The 24,058-nt window shown below is 45.5% G+C and carries 26 protein-coding genes and 1 tRNA gene; 14 read left to right on the forward strand and 13 right to left on the reverse strand.

Going from position 1 to position 24,058, the window contains the following annotated elements; all coding sequences use genetic code 11:
- The first annotated feature begins 6 nt into the window (after positions 1 to 6).
- The 5 genes from IC571_RS04090 (at position 7) to IC571_RS04110 (ending at position 4,824) form a co-directional block, all read left to right on the forward strand.
- A complete protein-coding gene (locus IC571_RS04090; protein ID WP_371742898.1) occupies positions 7 to 2,319 on the forward strand; it encodes a DNA translocase FtsK in 2,313 nt (770 codons plus the stop codon).
- A gap of 7 nt (positions 2,320 to 2,326) precedes the next feature.
- On the forward strand, positions 2,327 to 3,010 hold the full coding sequence (locus IC571_RS04095; protein ID WP_215317544.1) for an outer membrane lipoprotein carrier protein LolA: 684 nt from the start codon (positions 2,327 to 2,329) through the stop codon (positions 3,008 to 3,010).
- A gap of 62 nt (positions 3,011 to 3,072) precedes the next feature.
- Positions 3,073 to 4,383 (forward strand): serine--tRNA ligase, encoded by a 1,311-nt coding sequence (gene serS, locus IC571_RS04100; RefSeq protein WP_215317545.1) that lies wholly within the window; start codon positions 3,073 to 3,075, stop codon positions 4,381 to 4,383.
- Positions 4,384 to 4,443: 60 nt separating this feature from the next.
- Positions 4,444 to 4,531 (forward strand) — tRNA-Ser (locus IC571_RS04105).
- 29 nt (positions 4,532 to 4,560) lie between these two features.
- Positions 4,561 to 4,824 carry a hypothetical protein gene (locus IC571_RS04110; RefSeq protein ID WP_215317546.1) on the forward strand — a complete coding sequence of 88 codons (264 nt, stop codon included), beginning with the start codon at positions 4,561 to 4,563 and terminating at the stop codon, positions 4,822 to 4,824.
- A gap of 14 nt (positions 4,825 to 4,838) precedes the next feature.
- On the opposite strand, the gene IC571_RS04115 is transcribed toward IC571_RS04110, so the two are convergent.
- The gene (locus IC571_RS04115) at positions 4,839 to 5,660 is read right to left on the reverse strand and encodes a hypothetical protein (RefSeq protein ID WP_215317547.1); all 822 of its coding nucleotides are present in this window, start codon (positions 5,658 to 5,660) and stop codon (positions 4,839 to 4,841) included.
- A gap of 233 nt (positions 5,661 to 5,893) precedes the next feature.
- Here IC571_RS04115 and IC571_RS04120 point away from each other — a divergent pair, with 233 nt between their 5' ends.
- Positions 5,894 to 6,112, forward strand: coding sequence for a YdcH family protein (locus IC571_RS04120; protein WP_215317548.1), 219 nt, complete (start codon positions 5,894 to 5,896; stop codon positions 6,110 to 6,112).
- A gap of 20 nt (positions 6,113 to 6,132) precedes the next feature.
- Here IC571_RS04120 and IC571_RS04125 read toward each other — a convergent pair whose 3' ends face one another.
- From IC571_RS04125 to IC571_RS04140, 4 genes are all read right to left on the reverse strand, one after another.
- A complete protein-coding gene (locus IC571_RS04125; RefSeq protein WP_215317549.1) occupies positions 6,133 to 6,474 on the reverse strand; it encodes a zinc ribbon domain-containing protein YjdM in 342 nt (113 codons plus the stop codon).
- Between the two features lie 13 nt (positions 6,475 to 6,487).
- A complete protein-coding gene (locus IC571_RS04130; RefSeq protein ID WP_215317550.1) occupies positions 6,488 to 6,835 on the reverse strand; it encodes a phage holin family protein in 348 nt (115 codons plus the stop codon).
- 68 nt (positions 6,836 to 6,903) lie between these two features.
- Complete coding sequence (locus tag IC571_RS04135; RefSeq protein ID WP_215317551.1) at positions 6,904 to 7,104, reverse strand: SlyX family protein; 201 nt, start codon at positions 7,102 to 7,104, stop codon at positions 6,904 to 6,906.
- A gap of 12 nt (positions 7,105 to 7,116) precedes the next feature.
- Positions 7,117 to 7,338 carry a hypothetical protein gene (locus IC571_RS04140; protein WP_215317552.1) on the reverse strand — a complete coding sequence of 74 codons (222 nt, stop codon included), beginning with the start codon at positions 7,336 to 7,338 and terminating at the stop codon, positions 7,117 to 7,119.
- Positions 7,339 to 7,367: 29 nt separating this feature from the next.
- Between IC571_RS04140 and IC571_RS04145 the strand changes: the two genes are divergently transcribed.
- Positions 7,368 to 8,366 (forward strand): LLM class flavin-dependent oxidoreductase, encoded by a 999-nt coding sequence (locus IC571_RS04145; protein ID WP_215317553.1) that lies wholly within the window; start codon positions 7,368 to 7,370, stop codon positions 8,364 to 8,366.
- 16 nt (positions 8,367 to 8,382) lie between these two features.
- Here the strand turns inward: IC571_RS04145 and IC571_RS04150 are convergent, their stop codons facing one another.
- Both IC571_RS04150 and IC571_RS04155 read right to left on the reverse strand, forming a co-directional pair.
- Positions 8,383 to 8,793, reverse strand: coding sequence for a putative toxin-antitoxin system toxin component, PIN family (locus IC571_RS04150; protein WP_215317554.1), 411 nt, complete (start codon positions 8,791 to 8,793; stop codon positions 8,383 to 8,385).
- A gap of 9 nt (positions 8,794 to 8,802) precedes the next feature.
- A complete protein-coding gene (locus IC571_RS04155) occupies positions 8,803 to 9,351 on the reverse strand; it encodes a YaeQ family protein (RefSeq protein ID WP_215317555.1) in 549 nt (182 codons plus the stop codon).
- A gap of 78 nt (positions 9,352 to 9,429) precedes the next feature.
- Here IC571_RS04155 and IC571_RS04160 point away from each other — a divergent pair, with 78 nt between their 5' ends.
- The 4 genes from IC571_RS04160 to IC571_RS04175 all read left to right on the forward strand — a co-directional run bounded on the left by IC571_RS04160 (position 9,430) and on the right by IC571_RS04175 (position 14,315).
- Positions 9,430 to 10,416, forward strand: coding sequence for a tripartite tricarboxylate transporter substrate binding protein (locus IC571_RS04160; protein ID WP_215317556.1), 987 nt, complete (start codon positions 9,430 to 9,432; stop codon positions 10,414 to 10,416).
- Between the two features lie 27 nt (positions 10,417 to 10,443).
- Entirely contained in the window at positions 10,444 to 12,072 is a 1,629-nt protein-coding gene (locus IC571_RS04165) for an NAD(P)/FAD-dependent oxidoreductase (protein ID WP_215317557.1), read from the forward strand.
- A 6-nt stretch (positions 12,073 to 12,078) separates the two neighbouring features.
- A complete protein-coding gene (gene hemN, locus IC571_RS04170) occupies positions 12,079 to 13,494 on the forward strand; it encodes an oxygen-independent coproporphyrinogen III oxidase (protein ID WP_215317558.1) in 1,416 nt (471 codons plus the stop codon).
- Positions 13,495 to 13,661: 167 nt separating this feature from the next.
- Complete coding sequence (locus IC571_RS04175; RefSeq protein WP_215317559.1) at positions 13,662 to 14,315, forward strand: OmpW family protein; 654 nt, start codon at positions 13,662 to 13,664, stop codon at positions 14,313 to 14,315.
- 49 nt (positions 14,316 to 14,364) lie between these two features.
- Here IC571_RS04175 and IC571_RS04180 read toward each other — a convergent pair whose 3' ends face one another.
- The gene (locus IC571_RS04180; protein ID WP_215317560.1) at positions 14,365 to 14,961 is read right to left on the reverse strand and encodes an AAA family ATPase; all 597 of its coding nucleotides are present in this window, start codon (positions 14,959 to 14,961) and stop codon (positions 14,365 to 14,367) included.
- A 67-nt stretch (positions 14,962 to 15,028) separates the two neighbouring features.
- Between IC571_RS04180 and IC571_RS04185 the strand changes: the two genes are divergently transcribed.
- Positions 15,029 to 16,945: an ATP-binding cassette domain-containing protein gene (locus tag IC571_RS04185; RefSeq protein WP_215317561.1), complete on the forward strand. Its 1,917-nt coding sequence runs from the start codon at positions 15,029 to 15,031 to the stop codon at positions 16,943 to 16,945.
- Between the two features lie 4 nt (positions 16,946 to 16,949).
- Here the strand turns inward: IC571_RS04185 and IC571_RS04190 are convergent, their stop codons facing one another.
- From IC571_RS04190 to IC571_RS04205, 4 genes are all read right to left on the reverse strand, one after another.
- Entirely contained in the window at positions 16,950 to 17,270 is a 321-nt protein-coding gene (locus IC571_RS04190; RefSeq protein ID WP_215317562.1) for a chaperone modulator CbpM, read from the reverse strand.
- Positions 17,271 to 17,274: 4 nt separating this feature from the next.
- Positions 17,275 to 18,255: a DnaJ C-terminal domain-containing protein gene (locus IC571_RS04195; RefSeq protein WP_215317563.1), complete on the reverse strand. Its 981-nt coding sequence runs from the start codon at positions 18,253 to 18,255 to the stop codon at positions 17,275 to 17,277.
- A gap of 61 nt (positions 18,256 to 18,316) precedes the next feature.
- Complete coding sequence (locus IC571_RS04200) at positions 18,317 to 19,864, reverse strand: UxaA family hydrolase (RefSeq protein WP_215317564.1); 1,548 nt, start codon at positions 19,862 to 19,864, stop codon at positions 18,317 to 18,319.
- Between the two features lie 27 nt (positions 19,865 to 19,891).
- The gene (locus IC571_RS04205) at positions 19,892 to 20,854 is read right to left on the reverse strand and encodes a tripartite tricarboxylate transporter substrate binding protein (protein WP_215317565.1); all 963 of its coding nucleotides are present in this window, start codon (positions 20,852 to 20,854) and stop codon (positions 19,892 to 19,894) included.
- A gap of 61 nt (positions 20,855 to 20,915) precedes the next feature.
- On the opposite strand from IC571_RS04205, the gene IC571_RS04210 reads away from it, so the two are divergent.
- Positions 20,916 to 22,061 carry a mandelate racemase/muconate lactonizing enzyme family protein gene (locus IC571_RS04210; RefSeq protein WP_215317566.1) on the forward strand — a complete coding sequence of 382 codons (1,146 nt, stop codon included), beginning with the start codon at positions 20,916 to 20,918 and terminating at the stop codon, positions 22,059 to 22,061.
- Here IC571_RS04210 and IC571_RS04215 read toward each other — a convergent pair.
- Positions 22,048 to 22,983, reverse strand: a complete 936-nt coding sequence (locus tag IC571_RS04215) for a 3-hydroxyacyl-CoA dehydrogenase family protein (RefSeq protein ID WP_215317567.1) — start codon at positions 22,981 to 22,983, stop codon at positions 22,048 to 22,050. The two genes, IC571_RS04210 and IC571_RS04215, sit on opposite strands and share 14 nt — an antisense overlap.
- 147 nt (positions 22,984 to 23,130) lie before the next feature.
- Between IC571_RS04215 and IC571_RS04220 the strand changes: the two genes are divergently transcribed.
- Entirely contained in the window at positions 23,131 to 24,057 is a 927-nt protein-coding gene (locus tag IC571_RS04220; RefSeq protein WP_215317568.1) for an SMP-30/gluconolactonase/LRE family protein, read from the forward strand.
- Position 24,058: the final 1 nt, after the last annotated feature.

A 24,058-nucleotide genomic window follows, 5' to 3' on the forward strand; every position in this document is an offset into this window, starting at 1 on the left:
CAGAACATGGCGAGAACCGTATACCCAAAGTCTAAGACCCAAACGACCCCCCAACCCCCTAGTGGCGATGGGCAGGGTAGGATGCCCCGCCTTCTCTTGGAGGCCCGCTGGTTTATCTCTCTAGGTCTTTGTTTGGGCTTATTTGCCATATTGCTTACTTATTCCAAGGCGGACCCCGCCTGGTCGCACGCCAGTTTTGAGACCCCTAAGAATCTAGGTGGTCGTTTTGGCGCTTATTTAGCTGATTTAATGCTCTACATCTTCGGAATATCCGCTTTTTGGTGGGTTGTTCTGTTTGGTCGTCGTGTTCTGCAGGGCTGGCGCGAGCTTTGGAGTATTCCGTTGCCACCAGATCCTGAGGCAAAACCAGATTCTTTATTAATGCGTTGGTTGGGCTTTGGTCTGACCTTAATTTGTAGCATGGGCCTTGAATCGATTCGTCTGCATTCATTAAGCTGGGAATTACCAAGACCGCCAGGTGGCATTTTGGGGGAGTTGATTGGCGACCCCATGCAAATGTCATTAGGCTTTACAGGCGCCACTTTAGTTTTGCTCTTTGGTTTATGCGCAGGACTTTCCCTGTTCTTGCATTTCTCATGGCTTGATGTTGCTGAAAAAGTAGGGCGCTTCTTAGAGGTGTCTTATTACCGCATTCGTGAGCGTCGCGATAGCGAAGAGGATCGTAAGCTGGGTGAAGCTGCTGCTGAAGAGCGTGAAGAGTTTGTTGAAGAGATACGTGGGCGCGTTGAAGTTGCAGCACCTGTTCAGATTGTGCGTGCGCCAGTGGAGATTCCAAAGAGCGTTCGTGTTGAGCGCGAGAAGCAACAACCCCTATTTGTGGATATCCCAGATTCAGAATTGCCGCCACTAGCATTGTTGGATCCAGTTCCGGAAGCGAAGGAAACCATCTCAGCAGATGTATTGGAATTCACCTCACGCTTGATTGAACGCAAGCTAGCCGAGTTCAATGTACAAGTAACTGTTATCGCCGCTTATCCCGGCCCTGTAGTCACTCGCTATGAGATTGATCCAGCGGTTGGCGTAAAAGGTAGTCAGATTGTGAACTTATCGCGTGACTTGGCTCGCTCATTGGGTGTTGTGAGTATGCGAGTAGTGGAAACCATTCCAGGTAAAACCTGCATGGCTTTGGAGTTGCCAAACCCAACGCGTCAGTCTGTTTATCTTTCTGAGATTTTGACTTCGCAGGTATACAACGATAACCATTCCTTATTGACTCTTGCATTAGGTAAAGATATCTCTGGCAGTCCTATGGTTGCCGACCTCGCCAAGATGCCACACTGCTTAGTAGCAGGTACTACGGGTGCTGGTAAATCAGTGGGTATCAATGCCATGATTTTGTCACTCCTCTTTAAGGCGAAGCCTGATGAAGTGCGCCTCATCATGATCGACCCTAAGATGTTGGAGATGGCAATCTACGACAAGATTCCGCATTTGCTTTGCCCAGTGGTAACCGATATGAAGCAGGCGTATAACGCGCTCAACTGGGCCGTGAATGAGATGGAGCGTCGTTACAAACTGATGAGTAAGTTTGGCGTACGCAACCTTGCGGGCTTTAACAAGAAGATTGCCGAAGCGGAAGAGAAGGGCGAGAAACTCACTAATCCATTTAGCTTGACCCCTGAAGATCCAGAGCCAATCTACAAAGCGCCAGTGATTGTGATTGTGATCGACGAGTTGGCTGACCTGATGATGGTCTCTGGCAAGAAGATTGAAGAGTTGATTGCTCGTATTGCGCAAAAGGCACGTGCCGCTGGTATTCATTTGGTATTGGCCACACAACGCCCAAGCGTAGATGTGATCACTGGTTTGATTAAGGCGAACGTACCGACACGAATTTCATTCCAGGTGAGTAGCAAGATTGATAGCCGTACGATTTTGGATCAGCAAGGCGCTGAAACGCTTTTGGGTATGGGTGACATGTTGTACATGGCCCCAGGTACTGGATTGCCAGTTCGTGTGCATGGCGCATTTGTATCGGATGATGAAGTGCATCGCGTGGTTGAATGGCTCAAGGAGAAGGGCGAAGCCAACTATATTGACGGTGTGCTCGAGGGTGCCGATGAATCCAATATAGATGCACTCACTGGAGAGAGTGGCGGTGAAGCGGATCCACTCTATGATCAAGCGGTAGCCATTGTTCTAGAAAATAAGCGTCCATCGATCTCTTTGGTCCAGCGTCATCTCCGCATTGGCTATAACCGTGCAGCCCGCCTCTTAGAGGATATGGAAAAGGCAGGCCTCGTTTCTAAGATGGGCAACGGCGGTAATCGCGAGATTCTGCATCGCCCTTCGGAGTAAGTTCCTCTTGCAAAAATTCTGGTCTGCGGTATTCGTTGGCGTTACTTGCACGGTGCTCTCTAGTGCAACCTTAGCTGAGGGTGAGACAGGTGCCGAGCAATTACGCCAATTTGTTCGCAATTCCAAAACTGCTGAAGGTGATTTTGTTCAGCAACAACTCCGAGCACCTAAGGCAAATGAGCCACAAGATAAAGGCCTGAAAGTGGTGCGTCAAACGCAAGGCCATTTTGTATTTCAACGACCAGGTCGCTTTGTTTGGGATACGCAAAAGCCTTATGAACAAAAACTCATTACCAATGGAAGTCAATTGGTCTTGTGGGATAAAGATCTAAATCAAGCAACCATTCGTCCTGCAGGCCAAGCTTTAGCCGCAACCCCAGCAGCAATATTGTTTGGTGAAACTTCACTAGATCAACATTTCGACTTGATTGATGGTGAAGAGCGCCTAGGAATGAAGTGGGTTGCCTTGGTACCTAAAAAAGATCCAAGTGCTAAGAATAAAAATGACCTGCCGTATACAAAGATATCGATCGGCATGAGCAATGGCTTGCCAAAGGCTTTAGAGCTGGTAGATGGCTTGGGCAGTGTGGTTTTAGTGACATTGGATCAAATCCAGTTAAACGTCAATCTACCAGCCAATCGCTTTAATTTCACACCTCCCGCAGGGGCTGAAGTCTTGCGCTTAAACTAGAGCCTATAAATAGACTTAATAAAAACCCCTAAATAGATAACCTTTAGCCCATCGAGCATTACATGATTGATCCGCAACTTCTTCGTAAAGATATCGCCGCAGTACAGGCACGTTTAGCTACTCGCAAATTTCAGTTGGATGTTGAGAAATTCAATACGCTGGAATCCGAGCGCAAATCTTTGCAAACTCGCACCGAAGAACTGCAAGCTAAGCGTAATCAGCTATCTAAAGCAATCGGAATGAAGAAGGGCAAGGGCGAAGATGCTTCCGCTGAAATGGCGGAAGTTTCTCAAGTCAATGTGGATATGGAATCTGGGGCTGCACGTTTGGCAGTTTTGCAAGCTGAGATATCAGACTTCTTGATGGGTATTCCAAATCTGCCAGATGAGTCTGTGCCAACTGGTAAAGATGAAACCGAAAACAAAGAAATCAAACGTTGGGGCGAACAGCCCATTTTTGATTTTGAGATTAAGGACCACGTTGATCTTGGTGGCCCATTGGGATTAGATTTTGAAGTCGCTGCAAAGATTAGTGGCTCACGATTTGTAGTCCTCAAAGGTCCGATTGCAAGATTACATCGCGCTCTAGCGCAATTCATGATTGATACACATGCGACCAATCATGGTTATCAAGAGGTCTATGCGCCTTACATGGTCAACGCTGCATCTATGCGTGGCACCGGTCAACTGCCCAAGTTTGAAGAAGATCTTTTCAAGGTTCCCCGTCAAATGGGTGGAGATAACGAAGGTGGCGAAGCAAAAACAGAAAATTTCTACCTTATCCCCACTGCAGAAGTGCCGGTAACTAATCTTGTGCGTGATGAGATTGTGAATGCAGATAATCTGCCATTAAAGTTTGTTGCCCATACGCCTTGTTTCCGTTCAGAAGCGGGTAGTTATGGCCGCGATGTGCGCGGCATGATTCGTCAACACCAGTTTGACAAAGTTGAATTGGTGCAAATTACCAAGCCGGAAGATTCAATGCAGGCATTAGAGGATTTGACTGGTCATGCAGAAAAAATTCTAGAGTTGCTTGAGTTGCCATATAGAAAAGTATTGCTCTGCACTGGTGACATGGGATTTGGAAGTACTAAGACCTATGACTTAGAAGTTTGGGTGCCATCGCAAAAAGCGTATCGCGAAATTAGTTCTTGCTCGAGTATGGGAGATTTTCAGGCGCGTCGTATGCAAGCTAGATTCAAAGCAGGTCAAGGTAAACCAGAATTAGTTCATACCCTCAATGGTTCAGGATTGGCCGTGGGCAGGGCATTAGTTGCGCTGATTGAAAATAAACAGCAAGTAGACGGCAGCATTGCAATCCCGAAGGCGTTGCAGCCTTACTTAGGCGGTCTAGAAGTTCTTAAGCCAGTTTAAGTAGGCCTATCAGCACAAGCACTCAAAAACCACCCCAAAGCTATAATTTCCTTTCGGTTCGGAGAGGTGGCAGAGTGGTCGAATGTACCTGACTCGAAATCAGGCATACCGAAAGGTATCGCGGGTTCGAATCCCGCCCTCTCCGCCATATTTTCATTTTCACTTTAGGAATTCAATATGAATTTCTCACGTTTTTTCTTCTTAACCTTGATTGCGGCCTCAATTAGTGCCTGCTCAACTCCACCAAGTCGTTTTGGGGTGTATCAGCAATCTGATGGGACTATTGGCGTGCATGCTCCCAAGGATTCCAAAGAGGAGGAGGCTCAAGATGTTGCTCTTGCAGAATGCAAGAAGTTAGGAAAGCGTAGCGTGACGATTATTGATAGCCGGAAAACGATCAATGACCGTTTTCCGATGACATATAACTATCTCTGTAGATAGTAAGGCTTAGTAAGTTAGCTTAATAGCCACTTTTTGATGGATTTGTTGACGCACATCGCATCTAAAGCAAGACCAAAGAATTCAGAACCATTGGTGACCATGTTTTCAATGGCTTCCACCTTGCCAGATTTGATTCCTCGCAGGTAAGTAGCTGCACGGTAGCGTAAGAAGTGCTCCGTTTCACCATCTTCATTCTCGGTGGTACAAATCTCTAGGCTGCCATAACGCGTTTCAGGATTAATGTTGAGAACAGAAAGCTCAATAGCTCCCAATACTTTGTTGGGAATTGGAATGGGCACATAAGAGTAGAGCGATACCAGCATTTCCTCTTCATCCACTTCAATGATATGGTCGATATCCAACACATCTTGCTCGGTTAATTCCGTTTCGCCGGAATCTCCGCCACCAAATGTGGATTCAAATTGCAGCATGGCAGTATTGCTGTTCTTGGAAATCTCAATCATGTCTGGATAGCCAAGCAATCCTTTCCACCAATACATGAGCGAGAAAGTGCAGGGCTTCACTTCAACTAAGCCCTTTTTAGTGGATTTAGCAAAGTACAGGCCATAAAACTCATCATCCTTCTCTAGGCCGTATTGATCTACCTTAGGCGATTTATTTGTAGTCTTTTTGCTTGTTTTGGTAACAGTCTTTTTAGCCGCAGGTTTTTTAGGTGCGGCTTTCTTGGCGACAACTTTTTTGACTGCTGATTTCTTGGTTGCCGGTTTCTTTACTGCCTTTTTGGCTACAGTCTTTTTAATTGCTTTCTTTGCGGGCGTTTTTTTCACCGCCTTGGCAGCCACTTTCTTTTTTGCCGGTGCCTTTTTTGTAGCCATGATTTGTTGCCCTTATCGTTTGTTTATTTAAGTGAGTATTTATAGCGATTAATCTATTAATGTTACTGCAAATTAATCATGCAAAACCAATGACCCCAGAAATATATAAATATTACTGAATGGGTTGTTCTTCAGGATTGAGGTTGATACACTAAAACTGTGCCGTGAGTTTTTTATGAACATGCTGAATGCACGACACGGTTTGTTTTCATTACTTTTAAATGGGAGATTCTATGTTTCCGGAATATCGTGAATTAATTACTAGACTCAAAACTACTGACCGTCACTTTTCTCATTTATTTGATAAGCACAATAATCTAGATGCCAAGATTCTTCGCATGGAAGATCACAAGGAGCCGAGCACTCCGGAAGAGATTGAAACTTTAAAGAAGGAAAAACTACTCTTGAAGGATCAAATCTACGCAGTGCTTAAGAAAGCTAGCGCCGCCTAGTTACTTTGAAAAAGAGGGCGCTAAGCCTTCTTTAAGAAGCAGGCTTTTAACAACATATTGCCTGCTTCTGTTTTGCAATCGACCTCATGATCACCTGAAACCAATCTAATTCCTTTGATTTTGGTGCCTACCTTAAGGGTGGTGGAGGAGCCCTTCACTTTGAGGTCTTTAATCAGTGTGACGGTATCTCCATCAGCTAGTAAGTTGCCATTTGCATCTTTGACAATTAAACCGGCATCTTCTTCCTCAACTACGGCCATAGGCCATTCATGCCCGCATTGGGCGCAAACATAGTTTTCGCCGTCTGGATAAGTCATATCCTCTTGGCAAGCAGGGCATTTTGGAAGATTGTCAGTGCTCATGGAGATAGCGTTCTTAAAAAACGAGGCCGCTTACAAAGAGGCTGAAGATGGAGATAAAGATGCTGGCGAAAAACGCAGTCCAAAAACTGGAAATCGTAAACCCGCTAACTAGTGCAGATACCAACATTAATACCAAAGCATTTACTACCAAGAGGAACAACCCCATAGTCACAATCGTTAATGGGAGTGTAAATAGGATGAGTAGGGGCTTTACAACCGCATTGGCAAAGCCGAGTAGTAATGCTGCAATTAACAGAGAGCCGCCATCAGCAAACTTGAGGCCACTGAAAATATAGCTAGCCACCCATAGGGACAGAGAGGTTAGACCCCATTGAACTAAAAACAGCGTTAAGTTGCCCATATTGCACTCCTTTGATTTAGGTTATTTATCAATTCTTCAAGTGATGTAGTGATATGGTATCAGTCGCATCAATAATGCGGCGGAATTTCATCTTTCAGGCTGCCACCACCTGAGCTACTAGCGCTAGCCTGTTCTTTGATGGCTTTGAGCTCCCTATAGAGAAATTCAATTTGTTGCTGCTGTTTATAGACCGTCTCATTGAGCTTCTCAATAAGGTCTTCAGCAAAGCTGAGTTTGATTTCGAGGTTAGTGATGCGATCGTCTGTCATTGCTTGCCTTATTTATTCTGAGATGAGTTCAAATCGACCATCCTCCATCTCCGCTTTTGGTCTAATCCAAAAATCGTGGGACTGCATCGATTCATAGACGTAAGCGGGCTCAAGGGTAGCTTCAACATTGGCTAGCAAAAGCACTTTATAAAAACCACCAGTCTTTATGTGTCGCAACTTTGCTCCAGGCTTGAAGGTTCCATCATCTGGGTCGGCCATTTTGGGTTTGCTCATAAAACGCGCTTTCTCGGTATGATTTAGTAATGGCAAATTCCATTCCGCACTCAATTCTAGACATATCTCCTATACCTCAAGGATTTACCGCATCTGATGCATTGCGAAATTCCTTGGATGTGGCTCAGCATGCTGAGCAGTGGGGCTATACGCGCTATTGGGTAGCCGAGCATCACAATATGACTGGTAACGCTAGTTCGGCTACTGCTGTGTTGGTGGGCTATATTGCCGGCGGGACTAAGAGTATCAAGGTTGGATCTGGTGGGGTAATGCTGCCCAATCACGCACCATTGGTGATTGCTGAGCAGTTTGGCACGCTTGAGTCTATATATCCTGGCCGCATAGAGTTAGGCTTAGGCAGGGCGCCTGGCACTGATCAGATGACTGCTAGAGCTTTGAGGCGCGACTTACTCGGTAGTGATGATCGTTTTCCTCAGGATGTACGTGAGTTGCAGCATTATTTTGGCCCCATTCAAGAAGGGCAGGCAGTGAAGGCGATTCCTGGGGCTAATACTCATGTACCCATTTGGATTTTAGGATCCAGTCTGTATGGTGCTCAGCTGGCGGCGCATTTTGGATTGCCTTATGCCTTTGCATCCCATTTTGCGCCAGATCATTTATTGGAAGCAATGTCGCTTTATCGAGAATTATTTAAACCTTCGGAGCAATTGGCAAAGCCTTACTCTGCATTTGTGGTGAATGTAGTTGCGGCTGATACCGATGAGGAAGCACAACATCTCTTCACAACCCTGCAACAGAATGTGGTGCGCATGCGTCGTAATACCAGAGGTCAGTTGCCCCCACCGATTGAGAGTTTGGATGATTTTTGCGACCCGCATGAGCAAGCAGCCGCTGCCCATACCCTGCAATGTTCTCTAGTGGGCTCTCTAGAAACGATTCGCAAGGGAATGCGCACATGGCTAGAGCGCACGGGCGCTGATGAGATTTTGTTCACGGGTCAAATCTTCGATCATCAAGCGCGACTGAAATCTTTTGAGATTGCATCTCAAGCAGCTCAGAGCCTTTAGGAATCAAAGCGTTAATTCAGATGGTGCTGTAGTCAGCACTAATAAAAATACTCTCTGTAGCAGCCTTTTTAGCTAGCTTGAGAAGTTCATTATCTTTGCTGAGTAGTACACAAGGTTTTGATGTGAAGGCGAGATCTAAAAAGACCTGATCGTCTGGGTCCCGGCATTTCCACGGTGCGCTGATTAACGTTTCATCTTCAATGATGGTAGCTAAGTTGCGCCACTCACTCAGAATATATTCTTGAGCGGATTTCTCGAGGGCGAATAGGGGTCTAGAGATCACATCTGCAAACTCTTCGATTGTCTTGGGCGTGGCTAGCGCTTTTACTTGCTTATCTTCTAAAGCCGCCTTGATATGAATGGCTCGAAAGTCATTAAAGACAAATATATCTAAGAGTACATTGGTATCAAAGATGACTGTCTTCATCAAATCAAATTAATCTTGTTTGGTACGCCAGATTTCTGGGGTAATGGTGACCTGACCTTGATCCGAAGAAACATAAGCTTCACCATCTTGAATGTTGACATGCAATACCATGCTGCGTTCTACCAGCTTGTTTAGTTCCTGCGACTGTTCGGCAGGTATCGCAATCACTTGAAGATTGCGAGCACGGGTTAATTTATTCGCAATCCCATCCCACCAGATTTTGCTGGTTTGTCCGCCGTAGCAATACACAATGACTTGATCTGATCGACCGCAGGCTTTCAGGATGCGGCGTTCATCTGGCTGACCCACTTCAATCCACAGTTTGATTTGATCGGTGAGGTCTTTAATCCAAAGATCAGGTTCATCGGTATCACTCAAGCCCTTGGTAAATACTAAATCTTCATGGGCTTGTAGAGCAAAAGCGATGATTCTGATCATCATCCGCTCATCTGTTTCCGAGGGATGCTTGGCAATGGTGAGGGAATGACTGCCATAGTAGTGGCGGTCTGAATCTGCGACGTGAAGGTCGGCTTTATGAATGGTTGCGCGAAGAGCCATGCGGCATTATCGCCTTTAAATCAACCAAGCCCAGATTGCCGTATCATTTTAGGAATTTATCCCATCCTTGGAGTCCATATGATCGCCGGCTTGATTTGGAGAATTCGCATAGTAGCGACACTTCTGCTTGGCGTATCTACATTTTTTAGTCCCTTAGCTCAATCTGCAGAAAATTGGCCAAGCAAGCCTATCAAGATCATTGTTCCTTTTTCTCCAGGCAGCGTTCAGGATGCACTTGCCCGATCGTTTTCTAATGAGCTTGGTGCCGCCTTAGGTGAGGCTGTTATTGTCGAAAACAAAGCAGGGGCAGGGGGCACCGTTGGAACTGGCATTGTTGCCAAATCTAGTCCTGATGGATATACCTTTCTGATGGCAGCAGCGAGTCACAATATTAATGGCAGCCTTTTTTCTAAACTGAGCTTTGATCCAATTAAAGACTTTACTGGCGCGGCCTATATTGGTACAAGCAGTTATGTCATGATGACAAACTCAGAGTTTCCTGCAAAGTCAGTGGCGGAGTTCATTGCGTTAGCAAAGGCAAATCCTGGGCAGTACAACTATGCCAGCGCCGGAAATGGTAGCGCCTCGCATTTAGCTATGGCTTATTTTGACAGTATGGCTGGGATTCAGCTGGTACACATACCAACCAAGGGCACAGGCGACGCTATAGCAGAGTTATTGGCAGGACGTGCTCAAGCAGTCATTGCAGCAAACGTCGCTGCTTTGCCATTTGCTAATGATTCACGCATTCGGTTTTTGGGGGTCTCTTCAGAGAAGCCTTCTCCATTCGTGCCGGGTGTTCCTCCAATTGGTAATACCGTAAAGGGTTATGTGTTTGATAGCTGGTTTGGATTGCTGGCACCAGCGGGCACTCCGCAAGACATCATTACCAAAATGCAATCCCAAATGAGCAAGATATTGAAGCAACCTGAGATCATTGAGCGCATGAAACGTCAGGGGATTGAGATTGGCCGCTTAACTCCTGGAGAATTTAATCAGTTATTGGTTGGGGATTATGTCCGTATGGCAAAAGTTGTTAAAGCATCAGGCGCAAAGCCTGAATAAGCCCAATACGGTGAACAGTTAAGCCTCATGATTCGAATTACTGAACTGCGATTACCTATCGATCATGCCCCCGAGTCTTTGGAGGGTGCGATATTAAAGCGGCTGGGCTTAACTGCAAAAGAATTGATTTCATTTGAGATCTTTAAGCGTAGCTATGATGCTCGTAAAAATGTATCACTTGCTTTTATCTATACCATCGATGTTTCGGTAAAAAATGAAGAGAGTGTCTTAAAGAAGTATTCCAACGATGCTCACATCAGGCCATCGCCAGACACCAGTTATCACTTTGTAGCAAAAGCACCACCAACCATTGACGCTGGCAAAGCATTGCGTCCGGTGGTGATTGGATTTGGTCCATGTGGAATCTTTGCCGCTTTGATATTGGCGCAAATGGGTTTTAAGCCAATTGTGCTCGAGCGTGGCAAGCAAGTTCGTGAGCGTACGCAAGATACTTGGGGTTTGTGGCGCAAAAAGATCCTGAACCCAGAATCGAATGTGCAGTTTGGTGAAGGTGGGGCAGGAACTTTTTCTGATGGCAAGCTCTATAGCCAAATTAAGGATCCTAAGTTTTATGGGCGCAAGGTTATTCATGAGTTTGTGAAGGCGGGAGCGCCCCCAGAAATTCAGTATGTTGCTAAACCGCACATTGGCACCTTCCGTTTAGTAGGCATGGTAGAGAAGATTCGCCAAGAAATTATTGATTTGGGTGGTGAGATCCGCTTTTCACAAAAAGTGATTGGTTTTGATATTCAGAATGAGCAAATTACTGGCGTCAAAATTGAGGGCTACCCTGATTTACCAGCAAATCATGTAGTTCTTGCTTTGGGTCATAGTGCGCGTGATACGTTTAAAGCGCTGCATGATGCTGGCGTTTTTATGGAGGCCAAGCCATTCTCAGTTGGGTTCCGCATTGAGCATCCACAATCCCTCATTGATAGAGCGCGTTTAGGTCCTCATGCCGGAAATGAATTGATTGGCGCTGCCGACTATAAGCTAGTTCACCATGCCAAGAATGGGCGTTCTGTCTATAGTTTCTGTATGTGCCCAGGCGGCACTGTGGTAGCAGCTGCATCGGAGCCAAATCGCGTAGTAACCAATGGTATGAGTCAGTATTCTCGCAACGAGCGCAATGCGAACGCTGGAATTGTGGTTGGCATTACACCAGAGGACTATCCAGGTGGCCCGCTTGCAGGGATCGAGTTTCAGCGCCAACTGGAATCAAAGGCGTTTGAGCTGGGCGGTGGAACCTATGAAGCGCCTGGCCAATTGGTGGGGGATTTTATTGAAGGCAAACCCTCAACTGAGTTTGGTAGCGTCATTCCATCTTATAGGCCTGGCGTGCATTTAACCGATTTAGCTCAAGCTTTGCCACCTTATGCAATTGAGGCAATCAGGGAGGCATTACCCGCTTTTGAAAAACAGATTAAAGGTTTTTCAATGAAAGATGCAGTATTGACTGGTGTCGAGACTAGAACTTCTTCTCCATTACGCATCACCCGTGGACCAAATTTTCAAAGTCTTAATATCAAGGGCCTCTATCCCGCTGGAGAGGGTGCTGGTTATGCTGGCGGAATCTTGTCTGCTGGCGTAGATGGGATTAAAGTAGCAGAAGCAGTCGCATTAGACTATCTATCGCAAGAAACCACCCATCATTAAGTCAACATGAGCTCCACGGTAACTCAAGAAAATACACAAGAAAAAGAAGTCTTGTTTCATCCTGAGTTGCTGCAGAAATTCGACATTAATGGACCGCGCTACACATCCTATCCAAGCGCTGATCGCTTCCACAATGAATTCTCTGAAAAAGACTATCTTGGGGCTCTCAAGCGAGTGGCCAGTATCAATGAGCCTCTCTCACTTTATTTTCATTTACCGTTTTGCCCCAACATTTGCTATTACTGCGGTTGCAACAAGATCATTACCAAAGATCATGGCAGAAGCGCTAAGTACATTAAGTATTTGGCCAAAGAGATGGCTATGGTTTGTGATGCAATGGGCGCCCAGAAAAAAATTCCAATTACTCAGCTACATTGGGGTGGGGGCACACCTACCTTTTTATCTCATGAGGAGATGATCGAGTTAATGCAGCACACTCGCCAGCACTTTGACTTGCTGCCGGGTGGCGAATATTCGATTGAAATTGATCCGAGAAGGGTATCAGAAGCAGATATCAAGCTTTTGGCTGATTTGGGCTTTAACCGCATTAGTTTGGGCGTACAGGATTTCAATTTAGCGGTACAAGAAGCCGTGCATCGTGTTCAAACGATTGAGGAGACTCAGGCGGTAATGGACTGGTCGCGTAAGTATGGTTTTAAATCACGCAGTGTTGATTTGATTTATGGCTTACCAAAGCAAACTCCTGAGACTTTTAAAGAAACAGTCGATGCGGTGCTGAAAATGAATCCAGATCGACTTTCGGTGTACAACTATGCTCATTTGCCGCATATCTTTAAACCACAGCGTCGTATTGCGGAGGTTGATCTTCCGCCTGCTGCGGCCAAATTAGATATTTTGTCCAATACGATTGAGCGTTTGAATGAAGCGGGCTACCAATTTATTGGCATGGATCATTTTGCGAAACCAGATGATGAATTGGCTATAGCGCAAAGAGAAGGAAAGTTGCATCGCAACTTTCAGGGCTACTCTACACAGGCTGAATGCGACTTGTTAGCCTTCGGAATTTCTTCTATTGGTAAGGTGGATGACTGCTATTCCCAGAATGTCCGTACTTTAGATGAGTACTATGCTGCATTAGATTCTGGCCACCTTCCAGTGTTACGGGGATTGCGCTTAGATCAAGATGATTTACTGCGCCGCGAATTGATTGGCGAGTTAATGTGCCAATTCAATCTGGATACGAAGCGCTTTGCAGACGAACATCAGATCGACTTCAATACTTACTTCAGAGCAGAGATTGAAGAGCTCAAGGGCTTGGAAAAGGCGGGCTTGCTGGAGTGGCACGAAGCAGAGCTTAATGTCCCCATTAAGGGCCGTTTACTAGCTAGGCGTGTTGCGATGACTTTCGATCGTCACCTCAGAGAATCGCAGGCCAAAGGCACGTATTCCAAAGTGCTTTAGGGTAAACCTCAGTCAATTTGATCTAGATCAAACAAGCAGCAAGACATTGTTGCTTTTAAACCAATAAAAAAATCTCGATGCTTAATCGTTTGATGTAAGTCAAATTGCCCCGTGGGTATCAATTTCAAAATGATCCTATCGAAATTGATAACAAAAAGGGAAATATCATGCGTCTTAAATCACTAGTAGCAGCAATGGCTGCAGTGGCGTCCTTAGCCCCAATCGCAGCACAGGCTCAAGCACAAGAGAATCCTTGGATGTTGCGCGTTCGTGCAGCTTACTTAGATTTTCAAAACGGGCAATCTAATAACGCAAATAGCCAAAATTTGGGTGTCGCAGCACAAAATATTCGCGCACAAAAGGAATGGATTCCTGAATTTGATATTACCTATTTCTTCACAAAAAATATTGCTGCTGAGTTAGTTTTAACCTATCCGCAAAACGTTAATATTTATTCAAACTTAAATGGACAGAAGAGTGGAACGATTACAGCCTTACCTCCATCACTCTTGGCCCAATATCATTTCACGGATTTGGGTGCTGTTAAGCCATACATTGGTGCTGGCGTGAATTACACAATATTTGGCAATACTGGGAATTTTGGCGGTATTAATAATGCCTTAACTGTTGGCAACAGCAGTTTCGGATTTGCGGGTCAGGTTGGCTTAGATTATATGTTTGACAAAAACTGGGGCATGAATCTTGATGTCAAATATATAACGATGAACACTAAAGTTAACTCTGCAAGTACAGGGCAAAACATTGGTACATTAACACTCAACCCATGGGTACCAGCAGTTGGTGTAACTTACAAGTTCTAAGAATTCAGTTCTTAGTATCTTGAAATAGGGCCCCTGAGGGGCCCTATTTTTATTTGATTAAATGGCCTATTAATTCGTCAAAATGCGCTTGATCAAAATGCAGATTATCAAAACGCTCGATAGATGAATGTGGTGGCGGATCAATTCGGCGTTTGACATATTCATTCCAATGGGCGAGCTTCCATTGATCTCGAGGGTCCTTGCGCTTCTCCATCCGAGTCTTTGCTTCACCTTCTTCAAGATCAATCCAGGCAATAGAAATCTTGGTTTGACTTGGGATTCCGAGGGCTTCGGGATTAAACATGCGGCCGCTTTGAATCTCTTTTGAAAATGGCCCAACCAAAATGACATTGACACCTAGTAATAAATTCTCACGAGCAATATCAATTAAGCCTTGGTATTCCCAATCCCTTAGATTTTCTAGGTAGTAGGGGCTATCGCGATCATTGGGGTTCTGGGTCGTTAGTTCCATCACATGGGCGCTAAAGGCGCCATAGACGGTATCCTTGTCTAAAAAGAAAAAGTCTTCCCCGGTCCTTTCAATAATCTTTGGTAGCGCTTTTTTGGCTAGCGTTGATTTCCCAGTACCAGCATGACCTGCAAATAGGATGAGGCTGGGGGTGGAGGGGGTAAGTTTGCAGACCATTTGTCATTAGTCTCGCAGAAATTGAGAGAAATTTCTTCTGTTTCTCTGAAGTGACGATAATGACGCCATGGCTTTAATCGTACTAACTGATGCAAAACTGGCTTTTGGCCACGTAGATCTCCTAGCAAATACCGCTTTTTCGCTCGAATCTGGCGAGCGTGTTGGCCTAATTGGGCGTAACGGTACTGGTAAATCCTCTTTATTGAAGATTTTGGCCGGTATAGAAAAAATGGATGATGGTCTCTTGCAATACCAGCAAGGGCTTCGCATTGCCTATGTTCCCCAGGAGCCCATATTTGAGGCTGAAGAAACTGTCTTTGAGGCAGTTGCCAAAGGAGTGGCTGAGGCAAAGGCCTTGCGAGAGGAGTATGAGGCGCTCAGTGTTGGTGACTGGGATGATGCATCTCATCATCGCTTAGATGAAGTTCAATCCAAGCTTGAAGCGCTAAGCGGATGGAATTGGGAACAGCGTGTTCACGAAACTCTGGATCGTTTGCATTTAGATGCTGACATCAAGATTAGTACTTTATCTGGCGGTACAAAAAAGCAGGTAGCGCTTGCCAGAGCATTGGTTGAGATGCCAGATGTTTTGTTATTGGATGAGCCAACTAACCACTTGGATTTAGATTCGATTGCGTGGCTAGAAGAACTCTTGAAAGAGTATCAAGGATCGGTGATTCTGATTACGCACGATCGTGCATTTTTGGATAACGTTTGCACGCAGATAGTGGAACTTGATCGTGGAATTTTACGAAGCTATCCCGGAAACTTCACCCAATATGAAGTGCTTAAAGAGCAGGAGTTAAATGCAGAGTCTTTAGCTAACGCTAGGGCTGATAAGCTTTTGGCGCAAGAAGAGGTTTGGATTCGGAAGGGTGTTGAAGCGAGGCGGACACGCAGCGTAGCGCGGATCGCTCGTCTAGAAAAACTTCGCGCTAGTCGTGCCGAGCGCAGAGATGCCATGGGTCAGGTGAAGCTTGCAGTGTCCGCTGGCGAACGAAGTGGCAAGATTGTTGCCGAGTTGCAAGAGGTCAGCAAGTCTTATGACAGGCCAATCGTGAAAGATTTCACGGCCACGATATTGCGTGGAGATAAGGTGGGATTGCTTGGCCCCAATGGTGCCGGCAAAACAACCCTACTGAAACTCATACTGGGAACGATTGCACCAGATTCTGGCTCTGCCACTATGGGAACTCGTATAGAGGTAGCGTATTTCGATCAGATGCGTGAAGGGCTAAATCTAAATGCCTCACTCGAGGATTACATTAGCCCTGGAAGTGAGTGGATTGAAATTAACGGCAATAAAAAGCACGTTAAAAGTTATCTGAGCGATTTCTTATTTGCACCAGAGAGAACCAATTCACCAATAAGCACCTTGTCTGGTGGTGAGCGTAATCGTCTTTTATTGGCTCGCTTATTTGCAAGGCCAGCCAACGTATTGGTTTTGGATGAGCCTACAAACGATTTAGATATAGACACCCTCGATTTGTTGGAGCAATTGCTACAAGACTACAAGGGAACTGTTTTCTTAGTGAGTCATGATCGTTATTTCTTGGATAACGTAGTCACCAGCATCATTGCTCATGAAGGCGATGGCTTTTGGCGAGAGTATGAGGGTGGTTATGAAGACTGGAAAATTCAGAAAGCCCGCTCTGAACAATTACGCGCAGCTAAGCTAACTCCAAAAGGTCCAGCCAAGCAAGAAGCTGCGCCTGCTTCCATGCCAGAATCTAAGTCGGTTGCTAAAAGCAATGTACAAAAGCTTAACGGTAAAGAGCGACAAGAGTTAGAGGGTTTGCCAGCCCAAATTGAAGAATTGGAAACTGAGCAGGCGGATATTGGGATTGCCATGAGCAACCCTGATTTGTATAAAAATGAACCCGAGTTAGCGGCCAGTATGCAGGCCCGCTTGAGTGAAATTACTGAGCAACTAGAGCAAAAGCTACAGCGTTGGGAAGCTTTATTGAGTCGCTCAGAATCATAAAAGTCTATTCGCTGCGATGTAGTTGAGACCGCAACTGGGCAATTTCATCTAGCAGATCAAGTGCTAAAGCAACGCCGGGAGTATTGAGTTCAAGATCATGGGTGAGGTGGGCGGCAGTCTTTGCTCTACGCAAAGAATCTCCTCCAAAGCGCCAATCTTCTGGTGATGAGCCGGTGGGGCTTAAGACCCCCTCAGTTACCCAGTCCATAATTAAATCTTGAGGTGTGCGTGATGCGTGTGAGAGCTCGATAATGCTCATATGCACTTCATTCTCAACAACGCTGCCTTCAATCCAAGTGATATTGGTGGTGTTGGTTTGTGTCATGGCGTCATCCCTTTAAATGGGTTCTAGGGTTGAAATCAAAAGCCTTCTCAAATTGTTGATATGCTTCTTTGCGTGCATCAGTATCAGCTGGAGGTAGCGCAATAGTTGGAACAACATAGAGGTCGCCAGGATCTGCGCTTGGAATGCCTTTGCCCTTCAGGCGCATTTTTCGACCAGCTACAGTGCCTGCGGGTATTTTGAGTTCCAAGGTTGAGCCAGCAGGAGTTGGAACATTGACCGTGGTTCCAAGAGCGGCCTCCCATGGCGCCAGAGGGATATCAATGAAAACATCTTTACCGTCAATGCGATAGATGGGGTTTGGATGAAAATCAATTTCAAGATAGAGATCACCTGCGGGTCCTTCACCAACACCTGGACCGCCCTGACCTGAGAGTCTGAGGTTCTGACCAGCTTTAATGCCTTTTGGAATACTCACGTCAAGCTTACGCTCTTGTGTTATCACATGACCACTGGCATCCATAGCTGGCATATGTAGGGCAATTGTTCGCTTAGCACCGTTATAGGCATCAGCAAGATCAATCAATATTTTGGCGTGATGATTTTGGCCTTTGAAATTCATGCCTTGACGTGTGTGACTACCTTTACCGCCTTGACGATGCTTGCCTCTACCAAAGAGTGACTCAAAAAACTCACTCTGATCACCTTCAAAACCGCCGCCATAGCCTGGATGACCGCCTGGATATCCGCCGTCTGAATATTCAAAGCCTTCATTCCAATTTGGTGGGGGAGTAAAGTCTTGACCATTTTTCCAGTTGGCACCAAAGCGATCGTATGCTGCGCGTTTCTCTGTATCTTTCAGAACGGCATAGGCCTCGCCAATTTCTTTGAACTTTTCTTCGGCTCCAGCTTCTTTATTAACGTCTGGATGATATTTGCGAGCCATCTTGCGATAGGCCGACTTGATTTCCGCCTCGGTGGCCGAGCGGGCAACACCGAGGGTCTCGTAATAATCCCTAAATTTCATAAGCCTGTATTAATCCTTAACTGAATCTTTACTGCGTTAATGGATTAATTCTACAGGCGTATTAGCTCATTACGCCAATTTGCCAAGGCACAAATTCATAGTCTCCTAGGCCCAAAAGCTCGCTCTTGGAGGGCTCGCCTGATGCAGTTTTGAGAAACAGCTCAAAGATGCGCTGACCCATTTCCTGAACCGAGACCGTACCATCCAAAATTTCCCCGCAATTAATGTCCATATCTTCAGTGAGACGCTGATACATCGGGGTATTGGTAGCCAATTTGAGGCAAGGTGCAGGTTTGGATCCAAACATCGAGCCGCGTCCAGTTGTGAAGGCGATCAAGTTGGCACCTCCAGCAATTTGACCTGTTGCCGATACGGGATCAAACCCAGGGGTATCCATAAATACAAAACCTTTGGTATTCACTGGTTCGGCATATTTATAGACTTCCATTAGCGGACCAGTGCCACCTTTCATAGAAGAGCCTAATGACTTTTCAAAAATATTGGCTAAACCACCAATTTGATTTCCGGGGCTCACTTGACCATTGATTTGCACATCGCGACCTACGGAGTACTCATCTTTCCACCAACGAATACGTTTAATTAGTTTTTCACCAATCTCTTTGCTAGCAGCGCGGCGGGTGAGAGTGTGCTCAACACCATAAATCTCAGGTGTTTCAGACAGGATGCCAGTACCACCATGGCGCGACAGAATATCAATCGCTGCGCCTAGTGCTGGGTTAGCCGTGATGGATGAGAAACCGTCGGACCCACCACATTGCAGGCCTACAGTAAGGTGACTTGCAGATACTGTTTGTCGTTTCGCTTTATTAGCTTCTGGCAAAAGCGCTTTAACCGCTTCAATGCCTGCTTCAATTGTTTTGCGAGTGCCACCAGATTCTTGCATGATGAAGGTGTGCAAATTAGAACCTTCTTTTAGGTCCTCTTGCTCCATTAGTCCTTTCAGTTGGTTACGCTCACATCCAAGCCCCACAATTAATGCGGCAGCAAGGTTGGGGTGACGAGCATAGCCAGCCATGGTGCGACGTAGTAACTGCATTGGCTCACCGCTCATTTCCATTCCGCAGCCAATGCTATGACTAAAAGCAACAACACCATCAACATTAGGAAAGTCTTTTAAACGTTCTGGCGTGAAGTACTCTGCAATTTTGTTTACTACTGTGGCTGAGCAGTTAACAGTCGACAAAATACCAATGAAATTACGCGTGCCAACTTTGCCATTAGCTCGCACATAGCCTTGAAAGGTTGCGCGTTCAGATTCAGGGAGCATTTGGGTGGGTTTATATTCACTGGCGTGCGCGTAATCACGATCAAATTCCCGAAATTCAGTATTGTGACTATGAACCATGGTGCCAGGCTCAATATCGGTATTGGCAAAGCCCACTGTAACGTTGTATTTCAGAATCGGTTCGCCCTTCAGAATCTTCTTGGCAGCAATTTTGTAGCCAGCAGGCACTTGGCTACGACTTGTAAAGTTTTCACTAGGCACTTCAGTGCCAATACCCACGTCTATTCGAGCAACAACAATATTGTCATTTGGGTGTAGACGGATGATTGGGCCGGCTAATTTTTTTTCAGAGATTTCAATCATGGAATGCTTTCTAGTAGAGGAATGTAATTATTCTGCAGTAGCGCCCGATTTCTTCACAATCGGACCCCATTTGGCAACTTCAGATTTGATGTAATCACCCAGCTGATTAGGGGTGCTAGTAACAATCTCAAATCCTTTGCCATTAATCTGAGTTTTAATTTCTGGATTATTTAATACAACATTGAGTTGTGAATTTAGTTTGTCAATAATGGCTTTCGGGGTATTGGCTGGTGCAACAATCGCATAAACCAACTCCACTTCAAACTTTGGCAAGAATTCGGAGATCGCTGGAATATCAGGCGCATTAGGTGAGCGCTTGAGGCTGGTGATTCCTAGGGGGATGAGTTTGCCAGAGCGAACGTAGGGAAGTGCTGCAGGTGTGCCAACTAATGCCGTCTCAATTTGCCCTCCTAATACATCCGTCAGCGCTGGTGCTGCACCTTTATAAGGAACGTGCAGTATGTCGGTACCAGCTTGTGTATTAAATAATTCTCCGCCTAAATGCAATGGAGTGCCTGCACCCGAAGAAGCAAAGCTAACCTTATTTGGATTTGCTTTTGCATAAGCAATTAGCTCGGGGATGGTTTTAAATGGTGCCGAGGGATTGGCAACAAATAGTAGTGACGAAGATGCAACTAAAGAGACTGGTGAAAAATCTTTGACGAGGTTGTAGTTCAGTTTTTTATAGAGCGTCTCATTGATTGCTTGAGTGCCAACCATCATTAAGAAGAGTGTGTATCCATCGGGTTTGGAGTTTGCAACATACTCTGCGGCTAAATTGGCGCCAGCACCCGGTTTATTTTCAATAATGATGGGTTGCCCAAGATTCTCTCCAAGCTTTGGGGCAAAGCCTCGAGCAAGGACGTCTGAGGGGCCGCCGGCTGCAAATGGGATCACCAATTTAATTGGTTGAGAAGGGTAACCTTGACCTTGCGCGTTCATAGCAAAGCAAATACTGATAAGCGACAATGCTAAAAATACTTTTCTCATGTATGTTCTCCCTAATTCTCTTTTTAATCATTTCTTTTAGTGTATTGGCTAATTTTTATCTATGAAAATTACTCAGGCCGTTATTTTTCCATTATCGATACCGCTGATTGAGCCAATCAAGATGGCGAAGGAAGTCATCGTCGATGCCAAAACCGTTTTGGTTCGCTTGACAGATGAAGATGGTCGCCAAGGTTGGGGTGAAGCTTCGGTGGCGCCGTTGATGACTGGTGAGACGCTGTATAGTTTGCTAGCTAGTGTTAAATACTTGGCGGAAAAATTGCGAGAAACCGAATGGGCTGACCCCAGGGGCTTTGCTAGCCAGCTAGACAAAATGTTATATGGCAACCCATCGGCAAAATCTTGCATCGAAATGGCGCTGCTCGATTTATATACGCAAAAAGAGGCAATTTCTCTATGGAAGTACTTACGGTCACTAAACAATGAAAATACCCCAGCAAGCCCGAAAGATATTCCATTATTAAGAATGCTTGGCGGTACTCCAGAAAAAGAGATTGAGGATGCAAAAACATTTCGCCAGGCAGGATTTAAGCATTGGAAAATTAAAATCGGACTTTTGTCACTTGATGAAGACTTGCATCGCGTGAAGGTGTTATCAGAGCTGCTGGACGGTGATGTTGTTTCAGTTGATGCTAATGGCGCCATGTCTTTAGCTGATGCCATTCGCTTTTGCGAGTCTTCTGAGGCAAAAGGCTTGTCGTTTGCCGAGCAATTAATACATGCCAATTCTTCATTAGCGGACTTTGTGTTGCTCAAGAAGCGCTCAAGAGTTCCCATCGCTTTAGATGAATCTATCCACGGCATCCATGAGATCGACGCATTTATGAAGGCCGAAGCTTTTGATGGCGCAAGTCTTAAACTCATTAAAACGGGTGGGGTACTAGAGGCATGGAATTGCGCCCAAGTTTTGCGTGAGAAGCACTTCAATCTCAATTTAGCTTGCAAAGTTGCAGAGACATCCTTATCGGGAGCTGCCACCGCTTCGATTGGCTTTGCCTTGGGCAATGTTCCTTGGGGATTTAGCATGTCAAATCAATATCTACAGTTTGATATTTGTGACAAGCCGCTGCGAGCAAATCAGGGTCATTTGGATAGCGCCCAAATGAATGCCGTTGGTGTTGGCATTACCCCAAATATCGATCGCGTTAATAATGCGCTGGCTCAAGGTTATTCCGCTATTCAATATTAAGGACATCAAACGCGGCTTTTAATCTGCGCGAGTAGGAATCGGATACCTTGGTAATTTCTTCGGGACTCCATTTGCGAAACCCTTCACCCGCCTTCATGCCAGTCTTTCCGTCGGCCATCAGTTGTACAACTTTTGGGGGTAGGGTAGTGATGTTCGAGAGCGATGGATAAATTTCTTTTGCAGCATTCGCCATCCCGTCCCAGCCAGAGATTTCTTTCTGGGTCATTGGGCCTACGGCTGCGTAACGAAATCCAAAGCTATAACGTACAGCATCATCGATATCCTCTGGAGTGGCGATGCCTTCTTGCACTAGTGACAATGCTTCTCTCATGAGGGCGTGCTGAATACGGTTCGCCAGAAATCCTGGAATATCTTTCTTCACCAGAACCGGCTTCTTATCTACTGACCTATAGAGCTCACACGCTTGTTCAGCGTATTGAATATCCGTTTTTTGGCCCATAACGATTTCCACTAAAGGCACTACTTCGGCGGGCATAAAGTAATGTGCGCCCATCATACGGTTGGCTGTTTTTAAGCCCTCGGCAATCTTGCTGATTGGGAAACCGGAGCTATTGCTACCGATCGGAATATTTGCAGGGACAACTTGATCTAAGAATTTAAATACTTCTTGTTTTAAAGCCAGGTTTTCAGCCACAGTCTCAATGACCCATTGGCAATCATTCCAGCCCTGATAGTCCTCTAATATTCCAACGACTTGCTGTTTCTTGATGTCAGCTTGATCCTTGGTGGCATTGTCTCCTTCCACGCCAATTTTCTTTGCAAGGGTGAGGGCCTTGTCTAAGCAGGCCTCTGCTTTTTCAAAACTTCTTCCTAAGATGACTACAGGAACGCTGCGAGCCAAAAACCCAGCGGCAATGCCTGCGCCCATAATCCCAGTTCCAACAACGACTACAGATTTCATATTTGTGAACCTATACGGTTAAGTAATGATTTGGTGATAAGCTTGTAAATCAATAATTGCGTAAGATTAGCACTAATTATGGTTTAATAGTGAAACCTTAAAAACTAACTTATCCGTATAACTAATTCGAGGAGACAACAAGTGACCATGCATAACCCCTTCCAGCCAGTAGAAAAAATCAAAACGGAAGTTTTTGCAACGATGCCAGAGAAATTTAGAAAGAAATCTCGTACTGGCTGGTCAGATCCAAACCGCCAAGGCGCAGAAGTAGAGTGCTTCTTAGAGGGGCCATCTTTTGACCGCGAAGGTAACCTGTGGTTTGTCGATATTCCATTTGGACGCATTTTCAGAATCGACACTAAAGGTAATTGGGAGTTAATCACTCAGTACGACGGATGGCCAAATGGATTGAAGTTTCATAAAGATGGCCGCGCCTTCATTTGCGACTACAAGGCAGGGTTACTTGCTTTAGATCCTAAAACAGGAAAAATTGAAACGATCTTGGGCTCGATGTATAGCGAGAACTTTAAAGGCTTAAATGATTTGCACTTCGCATCCAATGGCGATCTCTATTTCACAGACCAAGGTCAGACTGGTATTGCCGATCCAACAGGTCGCGTTTTCAGATTGCGCGCAAATGGCCAATTAGATCGTTTAGCTCTGAATGTGCCAAGTCCTAACGGCATTACATTAAACACGCAAGAGAAGCACGTATTTGTTGCGGCGACTCGCTCACAGCAAATTTGGCGCCTGCCTTTGATGGCTGATGGCTCGGTCTCGAAGACGGGCGTAGCTATTCAATTAACAGGTGGTGTTGCTGGTCCTGATGGTATTGAAATGGATTCTGAGAATGGATTGTTGGTATGTCATCTTGGCATCGGCATCTGGAGATTTGACAGCAATATGTTGCCAACCCATTTGATCTACTCCGAGAACCCACATCATCACCATTTGGCAAATATGTGCTTTGGTGGCCCTGACAATAAAGACCTCTACATTACCGAATCTTTATCAGGCGATATTTTGAAAGTGCGTTTGCCGGTGGCTGGCAAAAAAATGTTTGGACTTTCCTAAA

The sequence above is a fragment of the Polynucleobacter sp. MWH-UH2A genome (assembly GCF_018687195.1).
Lineage (GTDB): Bacteria > Pseudomonadota > Gammaproteobacteria > Burkholderiales > Burkholderiaceae > Polynucleobacter.